Annotated in this window: 19 protein-coding genes; all 19 read right to left on the minus strand. The window is 46.2% G+C overall.

Features of this window, described 5'->3' with window-relative positions:
* Nucleotides 1–27: 27 nt before the first annotated feature.
* Complete coding sequence (locus tag BM210_RS25720) at nucleotides 28–411, minus strand: hypothetical protein (RefSeq protein ID WP_091174969.1); 384 nt, start codon at nucleotides 409–411, stop codon at nucleotides 28–30.
* A 214-nt stretch (nucleotides 412–625) separates the two neighbouring features.
* Nucleotides 626–1,057, minus strand: coding sequence for an RrF2 family transcriptional regulator (locus tag BM210_RS25725; RefSeq protein WP_091174971.1), 432 nt, complete (start codon nucleotides 1,055–1,057; stop codon nucleotides 626–628).
* A gap of 125 nt (nucleotides 1,058–1,182) precedes the next feature.
* Nucleotides 1,183–2,451: a phosphoribosylamine--glycine ligase gene (gene purD / locus BM210_RS25730; RefSeq protein ID WP_091174972.1), complete on the minus strand. Its 1,269-nt coding sequence runs from the start codon at nucleotides 2,449–2,451 to the stop codon at nucleotides 1,183–1,185.
* 68 nt (nucleotides 2,452–2,519) lie between these two features.
* Nucleotides 2,520–3,251: an IMP cyclohydrolase gene (locus tag BM210_RS25735; protein ID WP_218184970.1), complete on the minus strand. Its 732-nt coding sequence runs from the start codon at nucleotides 3,249–3,251 to the stop codon at nucleotides 2,520–2,522.
* Nucleotides 3,252–3,438: 187 nt separating this feature from the next.
* Entirely contained in the window at nucleotides 3,439–4,665 is a 1,227-nt protein-coding gene (locus tag BM210_RS25740) for a phosphoribosylaminoimidazolecarboxamide formyltransferase (protein ID WP_371263547.1), read from the minus strand.
* 114 nt (nucleotides 4,666–4,779) lie between these two features.
* Complete coding sequence (gene purN, locus BM210_RS25745) at nucleotides 4,780–5,373, minus strand: phosphoribosylglycinamide formyltransferase (RefSeq protein ID WP_091174975.1); 594 nt, start codon at nucleotides 5,371–5,373, stop codon at nucleotides 4,780–4,782.
* On the minus strand, nucleotides 5,370–6,410 hold the full coding sequence (gene purM, locus BM210_RS25750) for a phosphoribosylformylglycinamidine cyclo-ligase (protein ID WP_091174976.1): 1,041 nt from the start codon (nucleotides 6,408–6,410) through the stop codon (nucleotides 5,370–5,372). Before purM ends, purN begins: the two co-directional genes overlap by 4 nt.
* 13 nt (nucleotides 6,411–6,423) lie before the next feature.
* Nucleotides 6,424–6,603, minus strand: coding sequence for a hypothetical protein (locus tag BM210_RS34395; RefSeq protein ID WP_143101096.1), 180 nt, complete (start codon nucleotides 6,601–6,603; stop codon nucleotides 6,424–6,426).
* Nucleotides 6,604–7,191: 588 nt separating this feature from the next.
* Nucleotides 7,192–8,682 carry an amidophosphoribosyltransferase gene (purF, locus tag BM210_RS25755; RefSeq protein ID WP_091174978.1) on the minus strand — a complete coding sequence of 497 codons (1,491 nt, stop codon included), beginning with the start codon at nucleotides 8,680–8,682 and terminating at the stop codon, nucleotides 7,192–7,194.
* The gene (gene purL / locus BM210_RS25760) at nucleotides 8,667–10,910 is read right to left on the minus strand and encodes a phosphoribosylformylglycinamidine synthase subunit PurL (protein WP_091174980.1); all 2,244 of its coding nucleotides are present in this window, start codon (nucleotides 10,908–10,910) and stop codon (nucleotides 8,667–8,669) included. Before purL ends, purF begins: the two co-directional genes overlap by 16 nt.
* Nucleotides 10,888–11,583 carry a phosphoribosylformylglycinamidine synthase subunit PurQ gene (gene purQ / locus BM210_RS25765; RefSeq protein ID WP_091174982.1) on the minus strand — a complete coding sequence of 232 codons (696 nt, stop codon included), beginning with the start codon at nucleotides 11,581–11,583 and terminating at the stop codon, nucleotides 10,888–10,890. The genes purL and purQ overlap by 23 nt, the downstream gene beginning before the upstream one ends.
* A gap of 337 nt (nucleotides 11,584–11,920) precedes the next feature.
* Nucleotides 11,921–12,163 (minus strand): phosphoribosylformylglycinamidine synthase subunit PurS, encoded by a 243-nt coding sequence (purS, locus tag BM210_RS25770; RefSeq protein WP_091174984.1) that lies wholly within the window; start codon nucleotides 12,161–12,163, stop codon nucleotides 11,921–11,923.
* Nucleotides 12,164–12,518: 355 nt separating this feature from the next.
* Complete coding sequence (locus BM210_RS25775) at nucleotides 12,519–13,403, minus strand: phosphoribosylaminoimidazolesuccinocarboxamide synthase (protein ID WP_091174986.1); 885 nt, start codon at nucleotides 13,401–13,403, stop codon at nucleotides 12,519–12,521.
* Nucleotides 13,404–13,427: 24 nt separating this feature from the next.
* Nucleotides 13,428–14,726, minus strand: coding sequence for an adenylosuccinate lyase (gene purB, locus BM210_RS25780; protein WP_091174988.1), 1,299 nt, complete (start codon nucleotides 14,724–14,726; stop codon nucleotides 13,428–13,430).
* Nucleotides 14,727–14,753: 27 nt separating this feature from the next.
* On the minus strand, nucleotides 14,754–15,938 hold the full coding sequence (purK, locus tag BM210_RS25785; RefSeq protein ID WP_091174990.1) for a 5-(carboxyamino)imidazole ribonucleotide synthase: 1,185 nt from the start codon (nucleotides 15,936–15,938) through the stop codon (nucleotides 14,754–14,756).
* Nucleotides 15,935–16,420, minus strand: coding sequence for a 5-(carboxyamino)imidazole ribonucleotide mutase (gene purE / locus BM210_RS25790; RefSeq protein WP_076237756.1), 486 nt, complete (start codon nucleotides 16,418–16,420; stop codon nucleotides 15,935–15,937). Before purE ends, purK begins: the two co-directional genes overlap by 4 nt.
* A 300-nt stretch (nucleotides 16,421–16,720) precedes the next feature.
* A complete protein-coding gene (locus tag BM210_RS25795) occupies nucleotides 16,721–17,407 on the minus strand; it encodes a DUF6483 family protein (protein ID WP_091174991.1) in 687 nt (228 codons plus the stop codon).
* A 136-nt stretch (nucleotides 17,408–17,543) separates the two neighbouring features.
* Nucleotides 17,544–20,273, minus strand: coding sequence for an immunoglobulin-like domain-containing protein (locus BM210_RS35810; protein WP_256224034.1), 2,730 nt, complete (start codon nucleotides 20,271–20,273; stop codon nucleotides 17,544–17,546).
* Nucleotides 20,274–20,560: 287 nt separating this feature from the next.
* Entirely contained in the window at nucleotides 20,561–22,387 is a 1,827-nt protein-coding gene (locus BM210_RS25805) for a hypothetical protein (protein ID WP_091174994.1), read from the minus strand.
* Nucleotides 22,388–22,597 lie beyond the last annotated feature (210 nt).

Below are 22,597 nucleotides of genomic sequence, written 5' to 3' on the forward strand. Positions count from 1 at the left end.
ACATTGGTTCCATCTATAGTTTTATCATTAATCAATTTTTATTCTTCTCGCAGCATGCTTGAACTCTGGCAATTCCTTGGAAGAACCATTCTGTCTCTTGGACTGAATGCTGCGGAGAGTGGAGCCCAGCTCATCGAACCACAATTGATCCCTCGTCATTAACGCCAAATCCATCATACTGAGCACATCGGACTCATTTGAAGGCGTGTATTCATCTAGCTTTTCCAGCTTAAATCTCTTACTGGTAACGATGTGCCCAATAGCTTCCTGATGATCCGACTGTGTAACCATTACTTTTACAGTTCCATAAGCATCCATTGAATCTACGTACCCGATCATTTTTTCGTCCTCAATTGAGGTCCCTCCGACCCAGTCCCCTACACCGATAATTGCTTGTTTTGCCCATTCCATGCTTGCCACTCTCCCCTCCAAAATCTTTATATTACAATATTACCCATTAACAACCTATGTTTAATCAATAGAAACTGTTAATTAGGTAATACTTTTGATATTTACACTTTATATTAAACTATAATAATATTTGTTACAGTTTATGCATAAAATGACGTTTGTGTTCCTCACAGTAAACAGGCGCTTTATGATTTGATCAGACTCCACAGCTCCACTAAGCCTTGCTCTGCTGTTCCTTACGAACCTGAACCAATACGTCCAGAATCGTCCATTGATTGAAGTATTCAATCATCTGACGCTCCGCTGCGAAAAAAATACCTTCCATTACCGAAGCCATATTACACGCAACCATACACTCCTGCTCAACGTCACCTGAACACCAGCCTGGTTTCACAGACCCTAATGAAGTCAGCTGATAAATCTCACCTAATGTGACTTGATCAGGCTCGCATTTCAAAATAAATCCGCCGCCAATCCCTTCCTTCGCTCCTACATAACCCTGCTTGCGAAGCAGCGCCATTACTTTGCGCACTCTTGCCGGATGGGTGCAAACGTTGTGTGCTATCATATCGCTGGTTGCCATATGATCAGGCTTGTAAGCAAGAAGCGTCAGACTATGAACCGCTATTGTAAATTCGCTATTCATTGGTTAGCCTCCTGACGGTATTACTTGCTGCCTTCACCTTATACTGTTATTATATCGATTACAGTTATTTCTGTCAAGTAGGTAAGCAAAAAAGAAGACGGATAAGAATCCGCCTCCTTGATGATTCATCTATGAGTGATTAGTGCTTTCTTCGCAATATCGGTGCGGCTGTGCTTGCCTTGGAACTGTATAAGCTCCGCTGCTGCATACGCTTTGGCACGGGCATCAGCAATATCGCTTCCCAGTGCTGTAACACCCAGTACACGACCTCCGTTGGTCACGATCTTGTTATCCTTCAACGCGGTACCTGCATGGAACACAAGCGCGTCTTGTACATCATCCAGACCTTCTATCGGCAGTCCCTTTGGATAAGGTCCAGGATACCCTTCAGACGCTATAACCACACAAACTGCAGCTTCGTCACTCCACTGAATATCCATTTGTCCCAGCTGACCATTGATCGCTGCCAAAAAAATGTCCAACAAATCGGTTTTTAGCCGCGGCAGCACGACCTGTGCTTCGGGGTCTCCAAAACGCGCATTAAATTCAATCGTTCTAGGCCCTTGTGGCGTCAGCATCAAACCTGCGAACAGAATACCGCGGAATGGACGGCCTTCACTAACCATCGCGGCAGCGGTAGGTTTGATGATCTTCTCAATCGCTTCGTCGATAATAGACGGATCAATATGAGGCAGCGGTGAGTAAGTACCCATGCCTCCGGTATTTGGACCCTTATCATTGTCAAAAACCGTCTTATGATCCTGTGCAGCAACCATCGGTCGTACCACATTGCCATCAACAAACGATAATATCGACATTTCCTGACCCGTCATAAATTCCTCGATCACAACCTGATTACCGGACTCGCCAAAAATTTTGGCAACCATAATATCATGAAGTGCCTTTTCTGCTTCCTCCATCGATTGAGGGATAATAACACCCTTGCCCGCAGCCAATCCGTCCGCTTTGATCACAATCGGTATTTGCTGGCTATGCAAGTATTCGAGAGCCGCTTCATAATTATCAAATGACTCATAGGCGGCAGTTGGAATGTTATATTTTTTGAATAATTCCTTGGAAAATACTTTACTGGACTCAATAATCGCTGCATTTTGGCGAGGGCCAAATACAGTCAGCTGCTTGGCTTCAAGATAATCAACAATACCCTCGGATAAAGGATCATCTGGACCGATAACGACTAGATCAATCGCATGATCAACAGCAAATTCAGCTATTTCCGCAAATTGATTAACCTGGATCGGCACGCATTCCGCAACTCCGGCGATCCCCCCGTTACCTGGCGCACAGTACAGCTCCTGCACCTTTGAGCTTTTTTTCAATGCCCAGCAAATCGCATGCTCTCTGCCGCCACCGCCTACTACTAAAATCCGCACTTCACATACCTCCCTATTACTTGTTTAAAGCATTTGGAATGACTGCTTTGAGCTCACTACATCTGAAATTACTGCTTATTTATGACCTTTAATTCCGTTTGTCCATTATCAATTTGAATGGTTTTCACCAGCAGTGAAATTTTATTGTCTTCATTCAACCGATCCCAGTAAGCATGCAGCGTCTGCTCGATATCATCATATAAAGGAACCAGCTTCGGCTCGCCTTGGAAGGATGGCAATGGATCGCCGTCTTCGGAATACGTATGGATGCAATGTCCGTAGCCTGCTAATGCCTGCTCATAATGGAAGTACTGACGGAAGGTTTGCTCCGGGTTCCCTGCATTGGACTTCAAAATGGACAGCTTGTACTGACACTCTGGATTGTTCAACTGTACCAAACCGGAAATTCTTGGCGTGTAGTTCGGTGCGTCCGGTTCAAAGGTTCTTGTCATTAATGCCTGCTCAAAAGTACCTCCTGCAAGCAAAGTATCATAAATCGTATCGGTTTGATCACCATTCGTTACGATATGCGAGCCTTCAGTATGCTTAAGGGGATAATAAATAATCAGAGAAGGATCCGTCAACAAAGCAGGGTCCTTAGCTTCCGTACGCAAAAAGCCGTTCTCCTCTTGGACAAAAATCCGATTGCGGCTGTTCACGCTGCGTCCCATAATCCAGTATACTTGAACAAGCTTGGTTCCATCTGGTGTCAGACCAATTACAATCCCGCGTCCCGGGTACGGATTTTGTTGCAAGCCCTCTAAATTTTGCTCGGCTATCAGCTTATCATTTGCACTCACGTCGATAGTTCCCCCTTATAATTAAATCGATATCCGTTATATGAAAAATTCTGGAAGTGCGGTGAAAAAGGAGCGGAACGGCCAAATGTTCCTGTAGAAGCGTAAGCGTTCGCCTTTATTTCCAACGATCAGAAGCATATTTGGCCGCGCTGCGGTACCTTTTTCACTGGACTTCTAGCTGTATATTTTAGTGGTGGAATAAGCGAACTCCGGAATAGGTCATCACCATGTTGTAGTCATTAGCGGCTTGGACGACTTCTTCATCACGCATCGAGCTGCCTGCTTGAACTACGTATTTTACACCGCTGCGGCTTGCACGATCCAAATTGTCACGGAACGGTAGGAAGGCATCTGAACCAAAAGTAACACCTTGCAGCTTGTTCAACCATTCGCGCTTCTCCTCACGAGTTAAACGAACTGGCACTTCCTCAAAATATTGCTCCCAGCTTGCGTTTTCAAAAGAAGTTACTTCTTCCTCCAGCCACAGGTCAATCGCATTGTTTTGTTCAGGACGAGTGATGCCTGGACGGAATTTCATTGCAAGTGCTGCCGGATGCTGACGTAAGAACCAACGGTCTGTTTTATCACCAGCAAGACGGGTACAATGAATTCTTGACTGCTGACCAGCACCAATTCCAATAGTTTGGCCATCCAATGTATAACAGATCGAGTTGGATTGCGTGTATTTCAGGGTGATTAGAGCAATCAGCATATCACGTTTTGCATCTTCAGGAAGATCTTTATTGTTCGTAACAATGTGATTCAGAACCGAGCTGTCAATGACACCATTATTGCGCTGCTGCTCTAAGGTCATGCCAAACAGATTACGCTTCTCTACCGGGTTTGGCACATATTCAGGATCGATCTCTAGTATCAAAAATCCGCCTTTTTTCTTCGAACGCAGAATTTCCAAAGCTTCTTCTGTATAGCCTGGAGCTACAACCAGATCCGAAACCTCGCGTTTTAAAAGACGTGCAGTTGATGCATCGACGATATCACTAAGCGCCGCGCAATCTCCGAAGGATGACATCCGGTCAGCGCCTCTCGCTCTTGCATAAGCAGTTGCCAGTGGAGACAGCTCCAAGCCTTCAACAAAATAAGCTTTAGCCAGTTCAGGACTAAGCGGGGCATATACAGCCGCTCCAGCAGGGCTAACATGCTTGAAAGAAGCAGCGGCAGGAAGTCCCGTAGCCAAACGCAGCTCACGAGCGAGCTGATAGCTGTTCAAAGCATCCAGCAGGTTGATAAAGCCTGGATCGCCGTTGACAACGCGAAGTGGCAGATTGCCGTTCTCACTGTAGATTTTGGCTTCTTTTTGGTGCGGATTCATACCATAGCGCAAATGGATTTCGTTAGGGTTACTCATCGTATAATTCCTTTCCTGTGCAGCTGTATTTGGTGAAACAGGACTTATTAAAGTGGTGCACTGATTGGCTTTTTATTTAAATGGGTGCTGCTTGAGCGTTTAAGGAAGCTTACCTTATTTCATATATTGCTTCTTGCTTTATGAGGGTTTATGGAGTCCGCTTTATTGGCTCAGCTTGATCTGACCCGCTGCGATCTGTGCTATGACTTGAGGCAGTAGAACATGCTCGATGGAATGAACTCGCGCAGCCAAGCTTTCTTCCGTATCGTCTGTGGTTATATTCAGGCTTTGTTGAGCAATGATCGGCCCTGTATCCATACCGCCATCCACGTAGTGCACCGTAACCCCTGTCACCTTCACCCCGTAATCGAGCGCCTGCTTAATAGCGTCCAGACCTGGGAAAGCAGGAAGCAATGAAGGATGGACATTAATGAGTTTGCCATACCATGGTTCGACAAGCACTGGCGTAATAAGCCGCATATAACCAGCCATCACGACCAGATCGATTTCCAGCTCCTGCAACCGCTGCAAAATCTCCCGTTCATACTGCTCTCTGCTCTCATAATCCTTCGGCCGGAATACAAATGTCGGTATCCCCAGCTTGTTCGCCCGCTCCACTACCTGTGCTTTGGGACGGTCACAGACAAGAAGCCCGATGTGAACATCGAGCCTGCCAGCATTCACCGCATCCGCAATAGCCTGGAAATTGGACCCGCTCCCGGAAGCGAACACGGCAATGCGAAAGGACTTACTCATACAACGGCTCCGCTAAACGTAACCACCCGATCTCCCGAGGTTACATGTCCCAGCGTATATACCTGCTCGCCTTGCTCAGCGAAAATAGCCGCAGCTTCAGCAGCCTGCTGTTCAGAAACGATGATTACCATGCCAATTCCCATGTTGAAGGTACGGAACATGTCGTTGTTGCTGATTGCACCCGTTTCCTGAAGCAGTTGGAAGATTGGTAGAATCGGCCAGGAGCCGTAGTTGATTTCAACATTTACATCAGCAGGCAGCATCCGCGGAATATTTTCGATAAAACCGCCGCCTGTAATATGCGCCAATCCTTTAAGCTCTACCTTTTCCAAAGCGGCAAGTACGGATTTAACGTAAATTTTCGTTGGTTCCAGCACCACATCACCCAGCTTACCGCCCAGTGCGTCAATAGTGTCATGCAGACTGTAGCCTTTTTCCTCTAACAGCAGCTTGCGAACAAGCGAAAATCCATTGCTGTGCACGCCACTGGAAGCAAGACCAAGCACTACATCACCCGGACGGACTGTGGAGCCGTCAATGATTTTCTTTTTATCAACAATACCAACCGTAAATCCGGCAATATCATACTCGCCTTCCGCATACATACCAGGCATTTCAGCCGTTTCGCCACCGATTAGTGCACAGCCTGCCTGAACGCAGCCATCGCTAATGCCTTTGATAATCGATTCGATTTTCTCTGGAATGACTTTATCACATGCCAAATAATCGAGGAAAAACAACGGCTCTGCGCCCTGAACAATAATATCGTTAACGCACATCGCTACAGCATCGATGCCGATCGTGTCATGCTTATCCATGGCAAAAGCAATCTTGAGCTTCGTACCCACGCCATCCGTACCTGATACGAGTACCGGCTCGTCGTATTTATCCTTATTCAATCCGAAAAGCCCACCAAATCCGCCTAGCTCCGTTAGAACCTCGGGACGAAATGTGGTTTTTACGTGTTTTTTCATTCGCTCTACTGCTTCGTTGCCTGCCGCGATATCGACTCCGGCTTTTTTATATGCATCCGACACTGGTTACACTCCTTTATCTTGGTTGGTGGATGGTTTTACTGTTCGCGTTTGTGAGGGTAAGAGGATGCTTGATCGCCATGGAACGGCTCCGGGCTGTGCTGCTCGCCTGCGGCCGCTCTTGAAAATGGGTTATGGTGATTAGACTGAGTGGTGATAACCCATTTTCAAAGGCGGCTCGTAAACTCTCCGGCAAGCACACAGCCCTCCGCCTAACTGGCGATCTGGCGCACTACTTACAAGCACAAGTGCGAAAGGCTCAACGCAGTCCACACAACCTGCGTTTTAATAATGATTGGCGGGGGGTATGTATAACCCCGTAGTTTTGACTTGACGGGCCGGGACACGGTCCCGCTTAGTTGTCCACTCGGCGGCTTTGCTTGGCCTCGATAGATACCCAATAAGCCGTGCTTGCAGCACCGACTAGTTGTTACCCGAGTGGTCTGACTATGGCACCACTTAGTTGTCACTTGGTGGCTCGACTTGCGCCACCGCTAGCTCTAACCTGGCAGAGCAAGCGAATGCCTCCGCCTTCTTTCTACTACTCACAGACAAGGTTCTGTGAGTGGGGAGTGCTTGTGAATTTGGATTCATGCAGGTGTATGGAGGAAAAGGGATTGCCATGGAAAGTGCAACGGCCGCCTTTGAAAGAAAGCTGCTTCCTATAAGAAATCTATTCCAAGCAGCTTTATTTCAAGAGCGGTGGAATGGCAACCTTTTTCCGGAATAACCGTCCGTATGAATCCAAATTCACAGGTTTCAATCAATTCCCACGAAAAGACCCTTAGTCACACCCACATCCGACTTCAGACTCTTGAGTAATGCGCGTCGGGTACATGTTGTCAAAACAGGCTGTACAATTGCCTTGATTCACATCACCATTAGGACGACCAATGGAGTTCAGCAGACCTTCCTTACTAAGAAAGTAAAGCGAATCTGCATTGATCGCCACACGAATTTCCTCAATAGACTTTTGTGCCGCGATCAATTCTTTGCGGTCCGGTGTGTCGATCCCATAATAACAAGGATTCATAAATGGCGGCGAGCTGATCCTAACATGTACTTCGGTTGCACCCGCTTCACGGAGCATGTTGACGATACGCAGTGAGGTTGTGCCCCGGACAATCGAATCGTCAATCATTACGACCCGTTTACCGGCAACGATACTGCGAACGGCGCTCAGCTTCATTTTCACACCTTGCTCGCGCAGTTCTTGACTGGGCTGAATAAATGTCCGACCGCTGTAGCGATTTTTGATCAGGCCGAGCTCATAAGGAATACCTGTTTGCTCAGCAAAGCCAATTGCCGCTGAAATACTGGAATCCGGTACGCCGGTAACCACATCAGCGTCAACGAACGCTTCCTGTGCCAACTTCTTTCCCATCCTTTTACGGGCAGAATGAATATTAATTGAATCCATATCGCTGTCGGGTCGTGCAAAATAAATGTACTCCATCGCACAAATAGCACGCTGCTTGATCGGTGAGAATCGATCCTCAACCATACCATTCTTTGCATCGAGTACAAGTAATTCGCCAGGTACTACATCACGATAATAAGTTCCACCCACCGCGTCAAAAGCACAGGTTTCCGAAGCGAACAAATAGGCATTGCCCAAACGGCCGATAACAAATGGACGCAGACCATGAGGATCTAGAGCTGCAACCATTTTATCCTTGGTCAGGAACAAAAAGGCGTATGCCCCCTCCACCTGAAGCAATGCTTCTTTCACTGCAAGCTCAATATCGGTATGCTTGGAGCGTGCAATTAGATGGGCAACTACTTCCGTATCACTTGTTGTTTGAAAGATCGAGCCCATATCCTCGAGCTTCCTTTTCACCTCGGCTGCATTGGTCAAATTGCCGTTTGTAGCAATCGCCAAATCACCGCCGCGATATTTGAACACTAGAGGCTGAGCATTAGCCAGCTTGCTCTCACCGGCTGTCGAATAACGAACGTGTGAGATGGAATTGGCTCCGGCTAAAGTCGTTAAATTATCATTATTGAAAACTTCCTTCACAAGACCCATGCCGCGATGGTATTTGAAGCTCTCACCATCCGCTACACAGATTCCAGCGCTTTCCTGACCTCGGTGCTGCAGCGCATGCAGACCATAATAGGAGAGTGAAGCGGCTTCGGAGTGACCAAACACTCCGAATACGCCGCATTCCTCCCCTAGCTTATCAAGCAGCCCGTCACGGCTGCCCATATCTTCATTATAATAATTGCCTGTCCATAGCTGCTGCTCCTGCAATGTCTTTATTTCATCAGACATGGAATCGCATCCTTCCAAACCTTTTGTAGTTGTTCAACCGGTGACTGGATGACTGGTTTAGCGTTAATGTGGATATGCAACTCTGTTCCTTGAACTTGACCTAATTGCTGATATGGCACGCCTTGTGACGAAATCCATTGCGTCAATGCCTCCGCCTTTTCAGGAGAAGCGCTGAGCAGAATACGGGATTGGCTTTCACTGAACAATGCAAAATCATTACGCAAGTCAGTCGAGAAATCGACTTGAGCTCCGAGATTGCCACTGATGCAGCTTTCAGCAAGAGCTACGGCCAAACCGCCATCGGATAAGTCATGCGCAGAAGCAACCAGACCTTTTTGAATGCCGCCAAGCACGGTACTTAACAGCTTTTTCTCAACATCAAGATCGATTTGAGGTGGACGTCCTTCTGTCACTCCATGGAGTACGTATTGGAACTCACTGCCGCCTAATTCTGCTTTGGTGTCGCCTAATAGAATGATGACATCGCCTTCTTTTTTGAAGGCTTGCGTCGTAATATGATCAGTATCATGAACCAATCCAACCATTCCGATAACCGGTGTTGGGTAGATGGCACCTTTGGAATTTTCATTATACAAGCTGACGTTTCCGCCGATAACTGGTGTATCCAACTTGCGGCAGGCTTCTGAAATTCCGTCTGCTGCCTTTTCCAGCTGCCAAAAAATATCCGGCTTTTCCGGGCTTCCAAAGTTCAGGTTATCGGTAATCGCCAGCGGCTCACCGCCAGAGCATACATTGTTACGTGCTGCTTCCGCAACCGCAATCTTACCACCCACTTCAGGATCCAGATAAACAAAACGTCCATTGCAATCAGTCGACATCGAGAGCGATTTACGTGAGCCCTGAATCGTTACGACCGCTGCATCCGAGCCCGGACGAACAGCTGTACTTGTACGAACCATGTAGTCATATTGACTATAGACCCATTCTTTACTTGCAACTGTCGGGGAAGCCAACACTTGTTTCAACGCATCATTCAAATCTGTTACTTCCGCATATCGATTCGTATCCACCTCAGCATTAGCCAGGTAGTACGCAGGTACTTGAGAAGGTTTATTATATACAGGAACTTCATCAACAAGTGCTGTAACCGGCATGTCCGCAACCATCTCACCCTTGTGGAACAGCTTAAGCGACCCGTCGTTAGTTACCTTACCAACCTTTGCACAATGCAAACCCCAACGTTCAAAAATCGCTTTGGCTTGCGCCTCATCCTTAGGCTCAACAACAAACAACATACGCTCCTGCGATTCTGACAGCATCATTTCGTAAGGCGTCATGCCTTCCTCACGCTGCGGTACCTCATCCAGATACAGTTCCATCCCATTACCCGCTTTACTCGCCATCTCGGCGCTTGAACAAGTAAGTCCGGCTGCACCCATATCCTGAATGCCCAGCACGATACCGGAGTTAATCAAATCCAGGCAAGCTTCCAATACCAGCTTCTCCATGAACGGATCGCCTACCTGTACAGCAGGACGTTTCGCTTCGGATTCTGCGGTCAGTTCTTCCGATGCAAAGGTAGCACCATGGATACCATCACGACCCGTAGCCGGTCCAACATAAAACACCGGATTGCCGACGCCTTTGGCAACACCCTTTTGAATCTTATCGTGATCAATCAAACCTACACACATTGCATTAACGAGCGGGTTCCCCTCATAGCTCTCATCAAACATGACTTCGCCGCCGACCGTTGGAATTCCGATACAGTTGCCATAACCGGCAATCCCCGATACTACATGCTCAAACAAATATTTAACACGGTCATTCTTTAGATTACCAAAACGCAAGCTGTTCAAAACAGCTATTGGACGTGCACCCATAGAGAAAATATCACGAATAATACCGCCGACGCCTGTTGCCGCACCTTGAAACGGCTCGATAGCAGAAGGGTGATTATGACTTTCAATCTTGAAAACAACAGCTTGATTATCGCCAATATCAACGATTCCTGCCCCCTCACCTGGACCCATCAATACACGTGGGCCTGTTACAGGAAACTTACGAAGAACCGGCTTCGAATTTTTGTAAGAACAATGCTCGGACCACATAACGCTGAATACGCCGATCTCTACATAATTCGGTTTACGTCCGAGGAATCCACATACTTGATCATATTCCGCGTCGGTTACACCCATCTGCTTGTATATCTTCTGCTCCGCGATTTGTTCTGCGTTTGGCTCCTTAACCGTTAACTGCTGCGCCATGTTGTTCCCTCCAAGTGCTCAAGATCGATGTAAACATCCGCTTGCCGTCTGCCGAACCCAACAATTCTTTTACTGCACGTTCCGGATGCGGCATCATACCTAATACGTTACCCGCTTTGTTGCAAATGCCTGCGATATCGTCCACAGAACCATTCGGGTTATTACCCTTTTCATAACGAAAAACAATTTGATTGTTTGCTTGCAATTCCGCAAGTGTTGCATCGTCACAATAATAGTTGCCTTCACCGTGAGCGATTGGAATATTAACCAATTCACCCTGCTTGTATTCTTTTGTAAACGGATTTACGTTATTGTCCACCTGCAGCATAGCCGCATGACAGCGGAATTTAAGTGAATTGTTGCGAAGCATCGCGCCAGGCAGTAAACCCGATTCCAGCAAAATTTGAAACCCATTGCAGATCCCGATAATGTAAGTGCCCTTTTCAGCAGCTTGAACAAGTGCCGTCATCACTGGAGCAAAACGGGCTATCGCGCCTGTACGCAAGTAATCCCCGTACGAAAATCCGCCTGGTACGATAATACAATCATACTTGGACAAATCGGTTTCGGTATGCCACACATATTCAACAGGCTGCCCGATTGTTTCTTCAACCGCTTTATAGCAATCGATATCACAGTTGGAGCCTGGAAACACCAATACAGCGAAATTCATGATTATCCTCCTTTGATGTACCCTCCCAAACCCTCCCTATAGGGAGAGCCCCAAAGGGCGTTGCCCTCTGGACTCCCTTGGCATGTATGCACACTGGAGTGTTCTCGGGGCGCTTTCGTCCCTAACGGGACCCGCTTGACTTGGGTGATACGTTCGTACGCATGTTGTGGTGCTTATGATGATCGCTTTCGTCCCTTTCGGGACACGCTTAAGTTTCGGTGCTGTTAGCTAAGGCAAGAGCCTTTAAACAGTACAGCATAGCTTCGCTCGCTGTATCGCTGCAGCTACGGCAGCGATGAACCAAGCTTGAGAATCGGGCTTGAAAACAAACCTTTGCTTATACCAATTCGTAGCGGTAGTCTTCGATAACGGTGTTAGCAAGCAGCTTTTCGCACATCGATTTGACACGTTGCTCGGCTTCTACGCGATCAGCTGTGCCCAGTTCAAATTCCAAGTATTTACCTACACGTACTTTATCAACTTCGCCGAAGCCCATCGAATGAAGAGCGCCTTGTACGGCTACACCCTGAGGGTCGAGTACGCTTTGTTTGATCGTGACATATACAGTTGCTTTTAACATGGGGTGAATCCTCCTTAGAGTTTTCGTAGAAAACTTACTTCGTAAGCGTCTACTGAGTTTTCATAGAGACTGTATTGTAAGCATCTACGTGCGTTGCGCAGAGCACTCGCTTCGCAAGCGCCTGCTTGAGAACTTAATGATAGGAGCTTATGTGCTTAACTTTAAAAGTTCGGTGAAGAATGAGCGCAGCGGTCAAATTATCCTGGAGAAGCGTTAGCGTTCGCCTTTGTTTCCGTACTTTTACCGCTAAATATCTTATAAAATCAAAAAATACGGAAACAACAGAGATCGTAAGGATATTTGACCGCGCAGCGGGACATCTTTACCGAACTTTTATGAATTTTTGTTTAACGCTTTACTTAACTAACAGCTCATATATGCTTCTGTAGCGGCGGGAGGTTTCCTCAACGACATCAGCTGGAAGCGGGTGAGGCTCGCTGTTTTTATCCCAATTCGTGCTGGACAGATAGGATCTAACTGGTTCTTTGTCCATACCGTCGATTTCAATATCGAAGGCGTACTTTTCCTTGGCCCAGAAGCGTGAGGAATCTGGTGTAAAGATTTCATCGATCAAGATGATTTCTCCGTCGATCAGTCCAAATTCGAACTTGGTATCAGCTAATATGATGCCGTGCTCTTCGCAGAAACGGTGTGCAAATTCATAAAGCATAATGCTCTTGGCTTGAAGCTGCTCAGTCAATTCGGCTCCAACTAGTTCTTTCATCCGTTCAATCGAAATATCCTCGTCATGACCAACATCGTTTTTGGCTGCTGGTGTAAAAATTGGCTTCTCGAAGCGTTCGTTTTTACGCAAACCACTTGGCAGCTTTTGTCCATTGATCTCGCCAGTTTGTACATATTGACGCCAGCCACCGCCTGTAATATAGCCGCGGACGACACATTCGATATCAATACGCTCCGCTTTTTTGGTAACCATAAAACGATCCTTCATAATCTCGCGGTCTTTAACAATATCGCCTAATTGATCAACATCGCCATGAACCACATGATTCGGCTGAATATGCGCGGTTTGCTCGAACCAGAATTTGCTTAAGGAATTGAGCACGTTGCCTTTGTCCGGTACCGCAGGTGACAGCACCCAATCGAATGCCGAAATCCGATCCGTTACCGCGATCAAATAGTGCTCACCTAAATCGTAAAGCTCACGAACCTTACCTTTGTAGATCAGCGGTGCGCTCAGATAAGACTCGGCGCTCGAAATTGCCTTTGCTGAGACCATCGTTTGTGGTCCTCCCTTAATTTATTATTCAGTCAAGCCAAGACGTTTGAATATCGTATCGACATGCTTCAAGTGCCAGGTTGGGTTAAAGCAATCTTCAATTTCTTCCGCACTCAACTGCTCACGGATCACAGGCTCGTTTTCAATAATATCGCGGAACGAACGCTGCTCTTCCCAAGCCTGCATAGCACGTGGCTGTACAGTATCATAAGCTTGCTCACGGCTGTAGCCTTTATCGATCAGCTTCGTCATAACGCGTCCTGAGAACGGTACACCATAAGTGCTTTGCATGTTGCGCTTCATATTTTCCGGGAACACGGTCAGGTTCTTCACAATCGTTCCAAAACGGTTCAGCATATAATTCAACAAAATCGTTGCATCCGGCAAAATAATCCGTTCTACGGACGAGTGTGAAATATCGCGTTCATGCCATAATGTCACATTCTCATAAGCCGAAATCATATGACCACGAATTACACGGGACAAGCCCGAGATGCTCTCGCAGCCGATAGGATTACGCTTATGTGGCATAGCGGACGAACCTTTTTGCCCCTTTGCAAAAGCTTCCTCAACCTCGCGCACTTCACTTTTTTGCAGTGCACGAATTTCAGTCGCGAATTTGTCCATGGATGTTGCAATCAGTGCAAGTGTAGCCATATATTCGGCATGACGGTCACGCTGCAAGGTTTGCGTCGAGATTGGAGCCGCTTTTGTGCCCAGCTTCTCACATACGAAGGTTTCGACAAAAGGATCGATATTTGCATAAGTGCCTACTGCGCCGGAAATTTTACCGTACTGTACGCCGTCTGCTGCATAGCGAAAACGCTCCAGATTCCGTTTCATTTCTTCCAGCCACAGTGCCATTTTCAAACCGAAGGTTGTCGGCTCGGCATGTACGCCATGTGTCCGTCCCATCATCGGTGTATCTTTATATTGAATCGCTTTATTGCGTAAAATTTCAATGAAATTTAGTAAATCCTTCTCCAAAATCTCGTTAGCCTGTCTAAGCAAATAACCGAGAGCCGTGTCAACAACGTCTGTCGAGGTCAAGCCATAGTGTACCCATTTACGTTCAGGGCCTACCTTTTCGGAAACGGCACGCGTGAATGCGATCACGTCATGGCGTGTCTCCAGCTCGATCTCATAAATACGTTCAATGTCAAAAGCAGCATTTTTGCGCAGCTCTACCACATCTTCTTTGGGAATGACCCCAAGCTCTGCCCATGCTTCGCAAGATAGCAGCTCGACCTCAAGCCAAGCGTTAAATTTATTTTCTTCCGTCCAAATCCGGGCCATTTCCGGCCTGCTGTAACGTTCAATCATTAATTAATCCCCCGTTCTTCGTGCTGGCTATTCATTCGTATTCCATATGCCTGAGGCTTCAATCCATTGCAAGGCTTCGTCAACTGTAGGTGCGAGCACGTTCAAATGACCCATCTTCCGGTTTTCCTTGGCATCTTGTTTTCCATACATATGTAGCTTTGCAGTAATGCCACTGCCAACCTGCTCCGATTCTGGCTGCATGATCCAGTCCATAGCGGACTCAACATGCTGACCCAAAATGTTACCCATAACAACTGGTGTGAGCAATTCCGTCGAGCCAAGCGGCAGATTGCAAATCGCTCTCATATGCTGCTCGAACTGTGAGGTTTTGCATGCTTCCATCGTATAGTGACCAGAATTATGAGGCCGCGGCGCTAATTCATTTACATATAATTCGCCTTCGTGCGTAACAAACATTTCGACTGCGATCAGTCCAACTACATCTAATGATTCCGCAATTTGAATAGCCAACTGCTCGGCTTCCTGCTGCACAGCCACATCGATACGAGCTGGTACGATTGACAGATGCAAAATATTGTTTACATGTATATTTTCCGCTGCGGGAAACGCCTTGACTTCTCCTCTTGGGCTTCGCGCCGCAATCACGGATATTTCTTTATCAAAGTCGATAAATTGTTCAAGTACCAGCTCGGTTCCAGCCCGGCTAATCTCCTCATAAGCTTCATCAGCTTCATCTATCGAACGTATAACCCACTGGCCCTTGCCATCATAGCCGCCTGTCGCCGTCTTCAGCACACAAGGAGTACCTAACCGCTGCAGCTCCTCACGAAGCTGTACGGCACTTGCAATCTGCGCGTAGGGCGCAACCTTGACGCCTGCGGCTTCAATCGCTTGTTTTTCGCGCAAGCGGTGCTGAGTGATATAGAGTAGACGACTCCCCTGAGGTACGTAGGACTCCTCCATTAACAGCTCGGTCACTTCGGCATCGACATTTTCGAATTCATAGGTGATTACATCGGACTGCTCGGACAGCATCCTTGCTGCCTCAATATCATGGTACGCCGCGACAATTTGCCTGTCAGCCACTTGACCGCAAGGTGAATCCACCGTCGGGTCAAGCGTTATAAACCGATAGCCCATCGCACGTCCAGCCAATGCCATCATACGTCCAAGCTGACCGCCGCCTAACACACCGATGGTGCTGCCGGGACGAATTATTTTTTTGGTGTCTCTTCGATCATATTCACTCATTCCAGCACGCTGCTTTCTGTGATCTTTTCACGAGTCCGTTCACGGCGCTCACGTACCTTTTGCTGCAGCTCAGGATCGAACGCTCCCAATATTTGTGCAGCCAGCAAGCCTGCATTCGTGGCTCCTGCATGACCTATGGCTACGGTTGCTACAGGAACACCACCTGGCATTTGGACAATAGACAATAGGGAGTCCAGTCCGTTCAGTGTAGACGTTTTAACGGGAACACCAATAACCGGCAGCTCCGTCTTTGCGGCAACCATACCGGGTAAATGAGCGGCTCCTCCCGCTCCTGCTATAATAACCTTCAAGCCTCGTTCTACTGCAGATGCTGCATAGTCAAACATTAAATCTGGTGTACGGTGGGCAGATACAACCTTTTTCTCATAAGAGACTCCCAATTCCTCCAGCATGTCACAGGCGTGCTTCATGGTTTCCCAATCCGACTGACTTCCCATAATGACTCCAACAAGAACAGACATTTCGACCTCCATAATTGGTTACTTTTGAAATACGTGCAAGCTTGAATATATACAATATAAAAAGTCCGGCAGACCAAGATCATTATCATTGACCCACAGGACGGTAAAATAATCCCAAGCACAAGCTGAGGCCTAACACCAAAGTGCGACCTTTCATATACGTTATTTCGACAAGTTTAGATCAAAAAAAGAAAGCTTTTATGTGTTTAGTTTACAGGGATAGCGAGCGGCTGTCAACCGAAGAAGACGAACATTATCTTAAATAATCAGTAGGAAAGTTCGCATTTCCAAAGCAGTTTGTTACATTCTCTCGGTCTTACTCACTTTTTGCTTCATTTTAGCCAGCTGTGTGTAGGTTTCGTGAACTTCCTCTGTGTTCAACCCTCCCTGTGCCAGCTCATCCTTCGACATCATCTGCCAACGCTCCAGCATTCGAAGCCCTGTATCCATCCACTCCATATTGTTCACATCTGCATCCAGTATGAAAAATAGCGTATCCTCCGCTTTATCCAGCCTCCCCGCACTGTCATAATAATTGACCAAAGGCTTCAAAACCCGCAGCGGCATCAAACCGGGCTTGACGACCGCAAGCAGACTATCGATTCTTTCCTCCATCTCCTGCTCTATTTCTACGGTTTCATGCATCCATCTCATTTCGAGCAGTAGCTCAAGTGATTTCAAATAACATGCAACGCCTTCTGGTTCCTCCGCGGCATCTACCAGTAAATCGCCTTCTGCTTTTAACATATCACTGAGCAGCAAGCCTTTACCGGCATCGAACTCGCCCTGAGTTGAAAGCAAGGCCAACAAATCCTTCACGGATAAAGCAAGCACCATCTTGGAGTTAAGCCCCAGCAGCTGCTTCATTGCCTGAGTCAGCAGCTCCATAGCTTCCGCAAATCGTTGGTTCCGTCGTTGGAACAGTACCTGACCTAATGTCACTGTAAACTGTTCAATCATTCGCATCATATAATCTCGTTGGTACATTATGATTCCTCCCAGCCATGAGTCCTATAAGCTCATTGTACCTTATTGCGGAGACGATTGAAAAATTAGCGGTGCTGATGCGAAATAAAAAAGAACCATCGCCTGGGAATATGCCCAGCTATGGTTCCATGGTTTTTTAGTGACCGTTTAAAGCTTCTACCTGAGTTAATAATGCTCTTACATCCGTCTGATCAAATTGACCATCACCGTTCTGATCTGCTTTATTTAAAATGCTCGTTAATACGTTGGAAATCGTCTTGCGTGCTTTCCCAACAATGCTGACCGGATCACTCGTAATCATTCCGTTCTTAACAGCTATTGCTTTAAGTGTCTGTGTCGACAATACCTTGGGTTTATTGCTGGCGTTATACAGACTGCTTATTGTGGTCGGATCAGAACCATCCAATGTGTAGTAGATCGCTGCTCCCGCTGTAGCTGTGGATAGAGTAACCTGCTTCGTAGTGTCGTTCGTGAATAAAGATTCCCATACAGGAGCTGCCACTTTATTCGCTTCAAACACGCCGTAAGTTGAAAAATGTGTTACTTTTGCCGATGCAGTTCCTGTGCTATCGATCTCTGTTTTTTGATATTCCCAACTTAGAGTCGACGGATTATAGTAAAAGACGCCTATTTTGCTGCGATTCGCATTTGCATTCGTAGGAATGGATACTTTCACCGGATTTGAAGGTTCAATCGTGATGCCTGTCAGTGTAAACTCCAAAGTCTTTCCAGCGGACACCAAGCCTGTTCCGTTCGTATTTAGCGGGGTTACTTCCGAAGCCGTTACTCTGGCATTAGGCCCAAAGCTGGCTCCCGTAAAATCAATCTTAGTTCCACCTATCAAAGTGACTATCGGCTGTGATGCGTTAACGGCTATTTCCTGTGTTGGTGGTATCTCTGCTCTCAGCACAGTAAACGAGAACTGCCGAGGTACAGAGGTGTAAGTCGTATTCGTTACCGTTGCAGTTGCAGTCAAGATGACATTTTCAAATGGACTTGCTGAGGTGTACGAAGGTCGTGTCACCACACCAATAGGCGTAATAAAAGCATTAGCTGAAGATGTCCATATAATGGGGTAGCCATTCTCCACGCTTGTTGTCGCTGGCAGTTTTAAGTCGCCGGTAATTTGACTGGAAGAGACGTTGCCATTCAGGAATGACGAAGGATCCAGCAAATTAATAGCCACGGTCAATTGCTGTTCAATAATTGTTTGGCTGCCAGGCTGTGTTTGGAAAATAATTGTTAATTGATATGTTTTTGAAGATGTCCCGTTTTCTGCAGTGACCACGATAGTGAACGTATTACTGCCCAGACTTAATCCTACTTCCTTATCCGCTGCCGAGGCCACCTTAACGCCATTGATCTTCATGGAAGCCCCAGGACTATACACCGCATTGATAATCGTGCTGTACGTGTTGTTCGTAACGCTCTGCGTGTAATCAGTGACACCTGGAATTAACGATATAGCTGCCCCTCCCACTGTTAAAGAGGACAAATCCGCGTTGGTTGAGAGAACATGCTCAGCTTCCAGCACCAGCACCAGAATCGTTTTCTGACGCGATACGTCACCTTTGGTAATTGTCGCAGTCAATGTTACTACTTTGTTCCCGCTGCCATAGCTTGGCCTTGTAACTATTCCAGTTCCGCTTGTTATATTTATTGTGGAATTGTCCGAGGAGGTCCACGTTACCGTTGTGTCGTTACTTGCAGTTGATGGAAGCGCCATGCTGCCTTTAAGGATGTGGTCAGTTAAATCAAACAAGCTAATTGCTGTATCCACAGCTTGCTGGTTTGTTTGATCCGTGGTATAGGTGATCTCTGCATCATAGTAAGTCAACTCATAGAACTCATAAGGCATATCATAATCATCATAGTAATAGTCATAGTCTCCGATTTCAAAATATACAATTCGACCTCCTTCGAACTCATTACCTTCATATAGGTTAGCTCCATAAAAAATGGGATTACGTACGCCTGCATCACCAGTAAACTTCAAGACCACATTATCTCCCCGTTTAATTTCGTGCAATGGAGTTATAAATGCAAAATTACATATTTCAGTACATAGCTTAGATATTTCTTTTGCTTTTCGTTGTTCGGAATCTGATTCAGCATATAGAAGCACATTGGAAGCATTAGCATTCCCCATGCTTTGCAGCAATTCGTAGTCATATGATACAGCCAGTTGAAGTGGCCTTTCTTCATTAATGTCATTTTGCGCTTTGAATCTGAATGTATACTCAACATTCTCCGCACCCAAAGTACTGTCACTTACTGTCATCGACAATGAGCCTGGTTCTATCAGTACAGGTTTTTTATCATAGTTGGTTGAAATAGCGATAGCCGTTGGTTGGATTGTTAAAGGATTCAAGACTGCTCCTGCCGTAATAAAAACGGTCATATCCTTAGACGGTTTTTCGACCCCTGCCAGTTGAATTTCCAACTTCGAACCCGTGCAAGGAGTAGCGGACGCTGGAATGCCATTAACAAAAATAGCAAATCTACTCATGCCCTCACCCTCGCCTTCTCCCTCACCCTCATCATAATAAGGAATTTCATTATAGGGGCTGACATTACACACTGAGCCGCTTGGAAATTCTATAAATATCTTATCACCGTGATTCATAATCTGACTGCTAGTAAAATGGAATAACCAACTATCAGAGTCTTCCATTGAATAACCCGGTGATGTCTTAGCAAAGGGATACATAACGGAAGAAGGTGAAGGTTCTTCAGCAAACCCTTTGCTTGAATGCCACAACAACCCCGATAATACAATCGCCAAGCATATAATAGCTGCAAGTCCCCTTATGAAGCCAGCTCTCTTACTCATTCGTTTGAAATACATAATCGAATATGTATGCATAATCCAACAACCCTTCTTCCTATATCTACGATATAAACTGTAAATTCCACGAATAACATACTTCATTTATTTTATCGTATTATCTTAAATAAATCTGTAGCTTTTCGTGTTAATTTTCATACATTTCCCAGATAATTGACCTAACCTTTACTTCTTCCTTCACTATCATTTTAACTTAGCAAAAGTAGTGTCGGACTTATGTATTAAATTAAAAATATCCATTCAATAATAGACGCAAAAAACTCCCTCTTCGCTAAAGAGCGAAAGGGAGTTTCTCCTTCAAATGCTTATTGCTGCAAGGTTTTCACAAGACGTTTGGCCTCGCCATTTGGCGTATCAATAGTTTCATATAATTTAATTGTCAGCGGATATTCCTGCTGCTCTGTTTTGATGTTATTGATCTGAACCGTCTGTTCGCCACTGATCAGCATACCCGTTCCAGTGAATGGAACCGATTGTGATCCAAGCGTACGGCCCAAGCCATCAACCAGTTCAATCGTGAATTTAGGGAAGTTGGCATCGACAACTACATCCTCAACACGGTCAACATTCAAGTCCATTTTGAGCTTATATGAATAAGTGATCGGCAAGCCTGGATTCGTATAAGCAGACAAGGTCCAATCGTTCAGTTTTACATTAAATGGATAGAACGCCATCTCCGAGCTATCCACATTATCGACTTGGACAGCCGTTTGGAATCCGGCAATCGTCGTACTGTAAGGCGCAGAGGTCAGGTTGTCCAGTAGCTTGATTCCCAACTGTTCACCCTTTTCTGAGGCTGGTACCATAAAGGAATAGCTCACTACATAACTTAGGTTCGGCATTAGATTAGCTGCAGTCGCAGTTTGGCGAGTACCCGCATAGCTGGAACCATCGCTGCCTAACAACTCCGTTTGAAATGCGGGAAGCGTCACGGTCTGATCGCTTTTATTTTGTAATCTGAATTTGGCAACTACGCTTTTAAAGCCCGATCCTGTGTTCTCGTGCATGTGAAGCTCCATTAAAGAAACTTGAGTACCTGAATTCATTAAACGGTTCAATGGATCAAATGCAATCGGAGTGCCTATCGTGTATGCAGGCAGCGTATTTGGTAAAGTAACAGCAGCTTCGCTCACATTGATTTTCAAGCGTCCGACATCAAATCCAGGAGTAGTGGATTGGGTTCCTGCTGCGGCACCAGCGGCGCCACCTGCGGATCCTGCAGCTCCAGCTGAGGCTGAGAAGGTTTCTGTAGTCATCAGCAGCAAGCTATCCAGCTTAATGTCTTTATCTGTCGGTATCAAATATTGGATATATTTACGATCTCCTGCTGCCAGCACAATCGGATTCGTATCAGCACGTTTACCTGTAAAAATTTGATCACCAGCTTTGCCATCCAAGCGGAAGCCAGGGACTGTTTCACTAGCCTTGCCCGGATTTTCGGCCAATATCGTTACGACTTGTGTATGCACGCCCTTGTCATCTGTTTGCTCAGATAAGCTGGAAGGTGTAAATTTAATCGGAGATGGTGATTCAGGCACCATAAACGTGTCTCCCCATGCTTTTACGAAAGATGGATCGGTAATATCAGGCTTAGCTGTATTCCACACGGACGTTATGGGAAGGGTCAATCGAACCGTTTCCTGTTTAGGATACACGTATTCATCTACTTCCACAAAAGACATCCCCGTTAACGTAATATCATCCTGACGGTCTACAGTGACCATACCGGTTAGCTCCACATTTTCCATCGCCAGCATCGATTTCGGATTGCTTGCGCTAGGTGTAATCTTATATTCGCTGCCGTCGGAAGCCTTAACTCTGATTTCATAGTCTGGAACCCGCTTCATCTGCGTCGTATTATTATGCAGACGAACTACCGCACCGATACGCGTACCATCAGCTGATTTACTGACGGACAAGCTTTTCAAGCTGGCTTGAATCGAGTCTGTTAATGCATAAGCTGGTGCGCTTGGCGTGAGTACTTGTGTTTGAACCTGTGCTTCTGGCTCCTGTACGGATATGGAGTCTGCCAGTGCCATTGAAGGGACAGCCGATATAACTAAAGACATGGACAGCAATGTGCCGCCGAGCGTAGTTTTCCAATTAGGTGCTGAAGTTCGGTTTTTTCTCATGTTTGTATAGCCTCCTCTAATTTCAAGGATAGAAATCGATGCTGCTGACTTCCATCCTTCCTGCTAGTTCAATCCGTATGCTGATCTACATGAATAATAGCTGTTCATTCTGGTTCCGTTGTTTCTGCCTTTTCATATCTGCCTATCTATCTCTATATCTATTCGTTTCTATGTCTATTTATCTGTCTCTATCTACCTTTTTTGTCTCTA

It is taken from the genome of Paenibacillus sp. 1_12 (assembly GCF_900114475.1).
Classification (GTDB): domain Bacteria; phylum Bacillota; class Bacilli; order Paenibacillales; family NBRC-103111; genus Paenibacillus_S.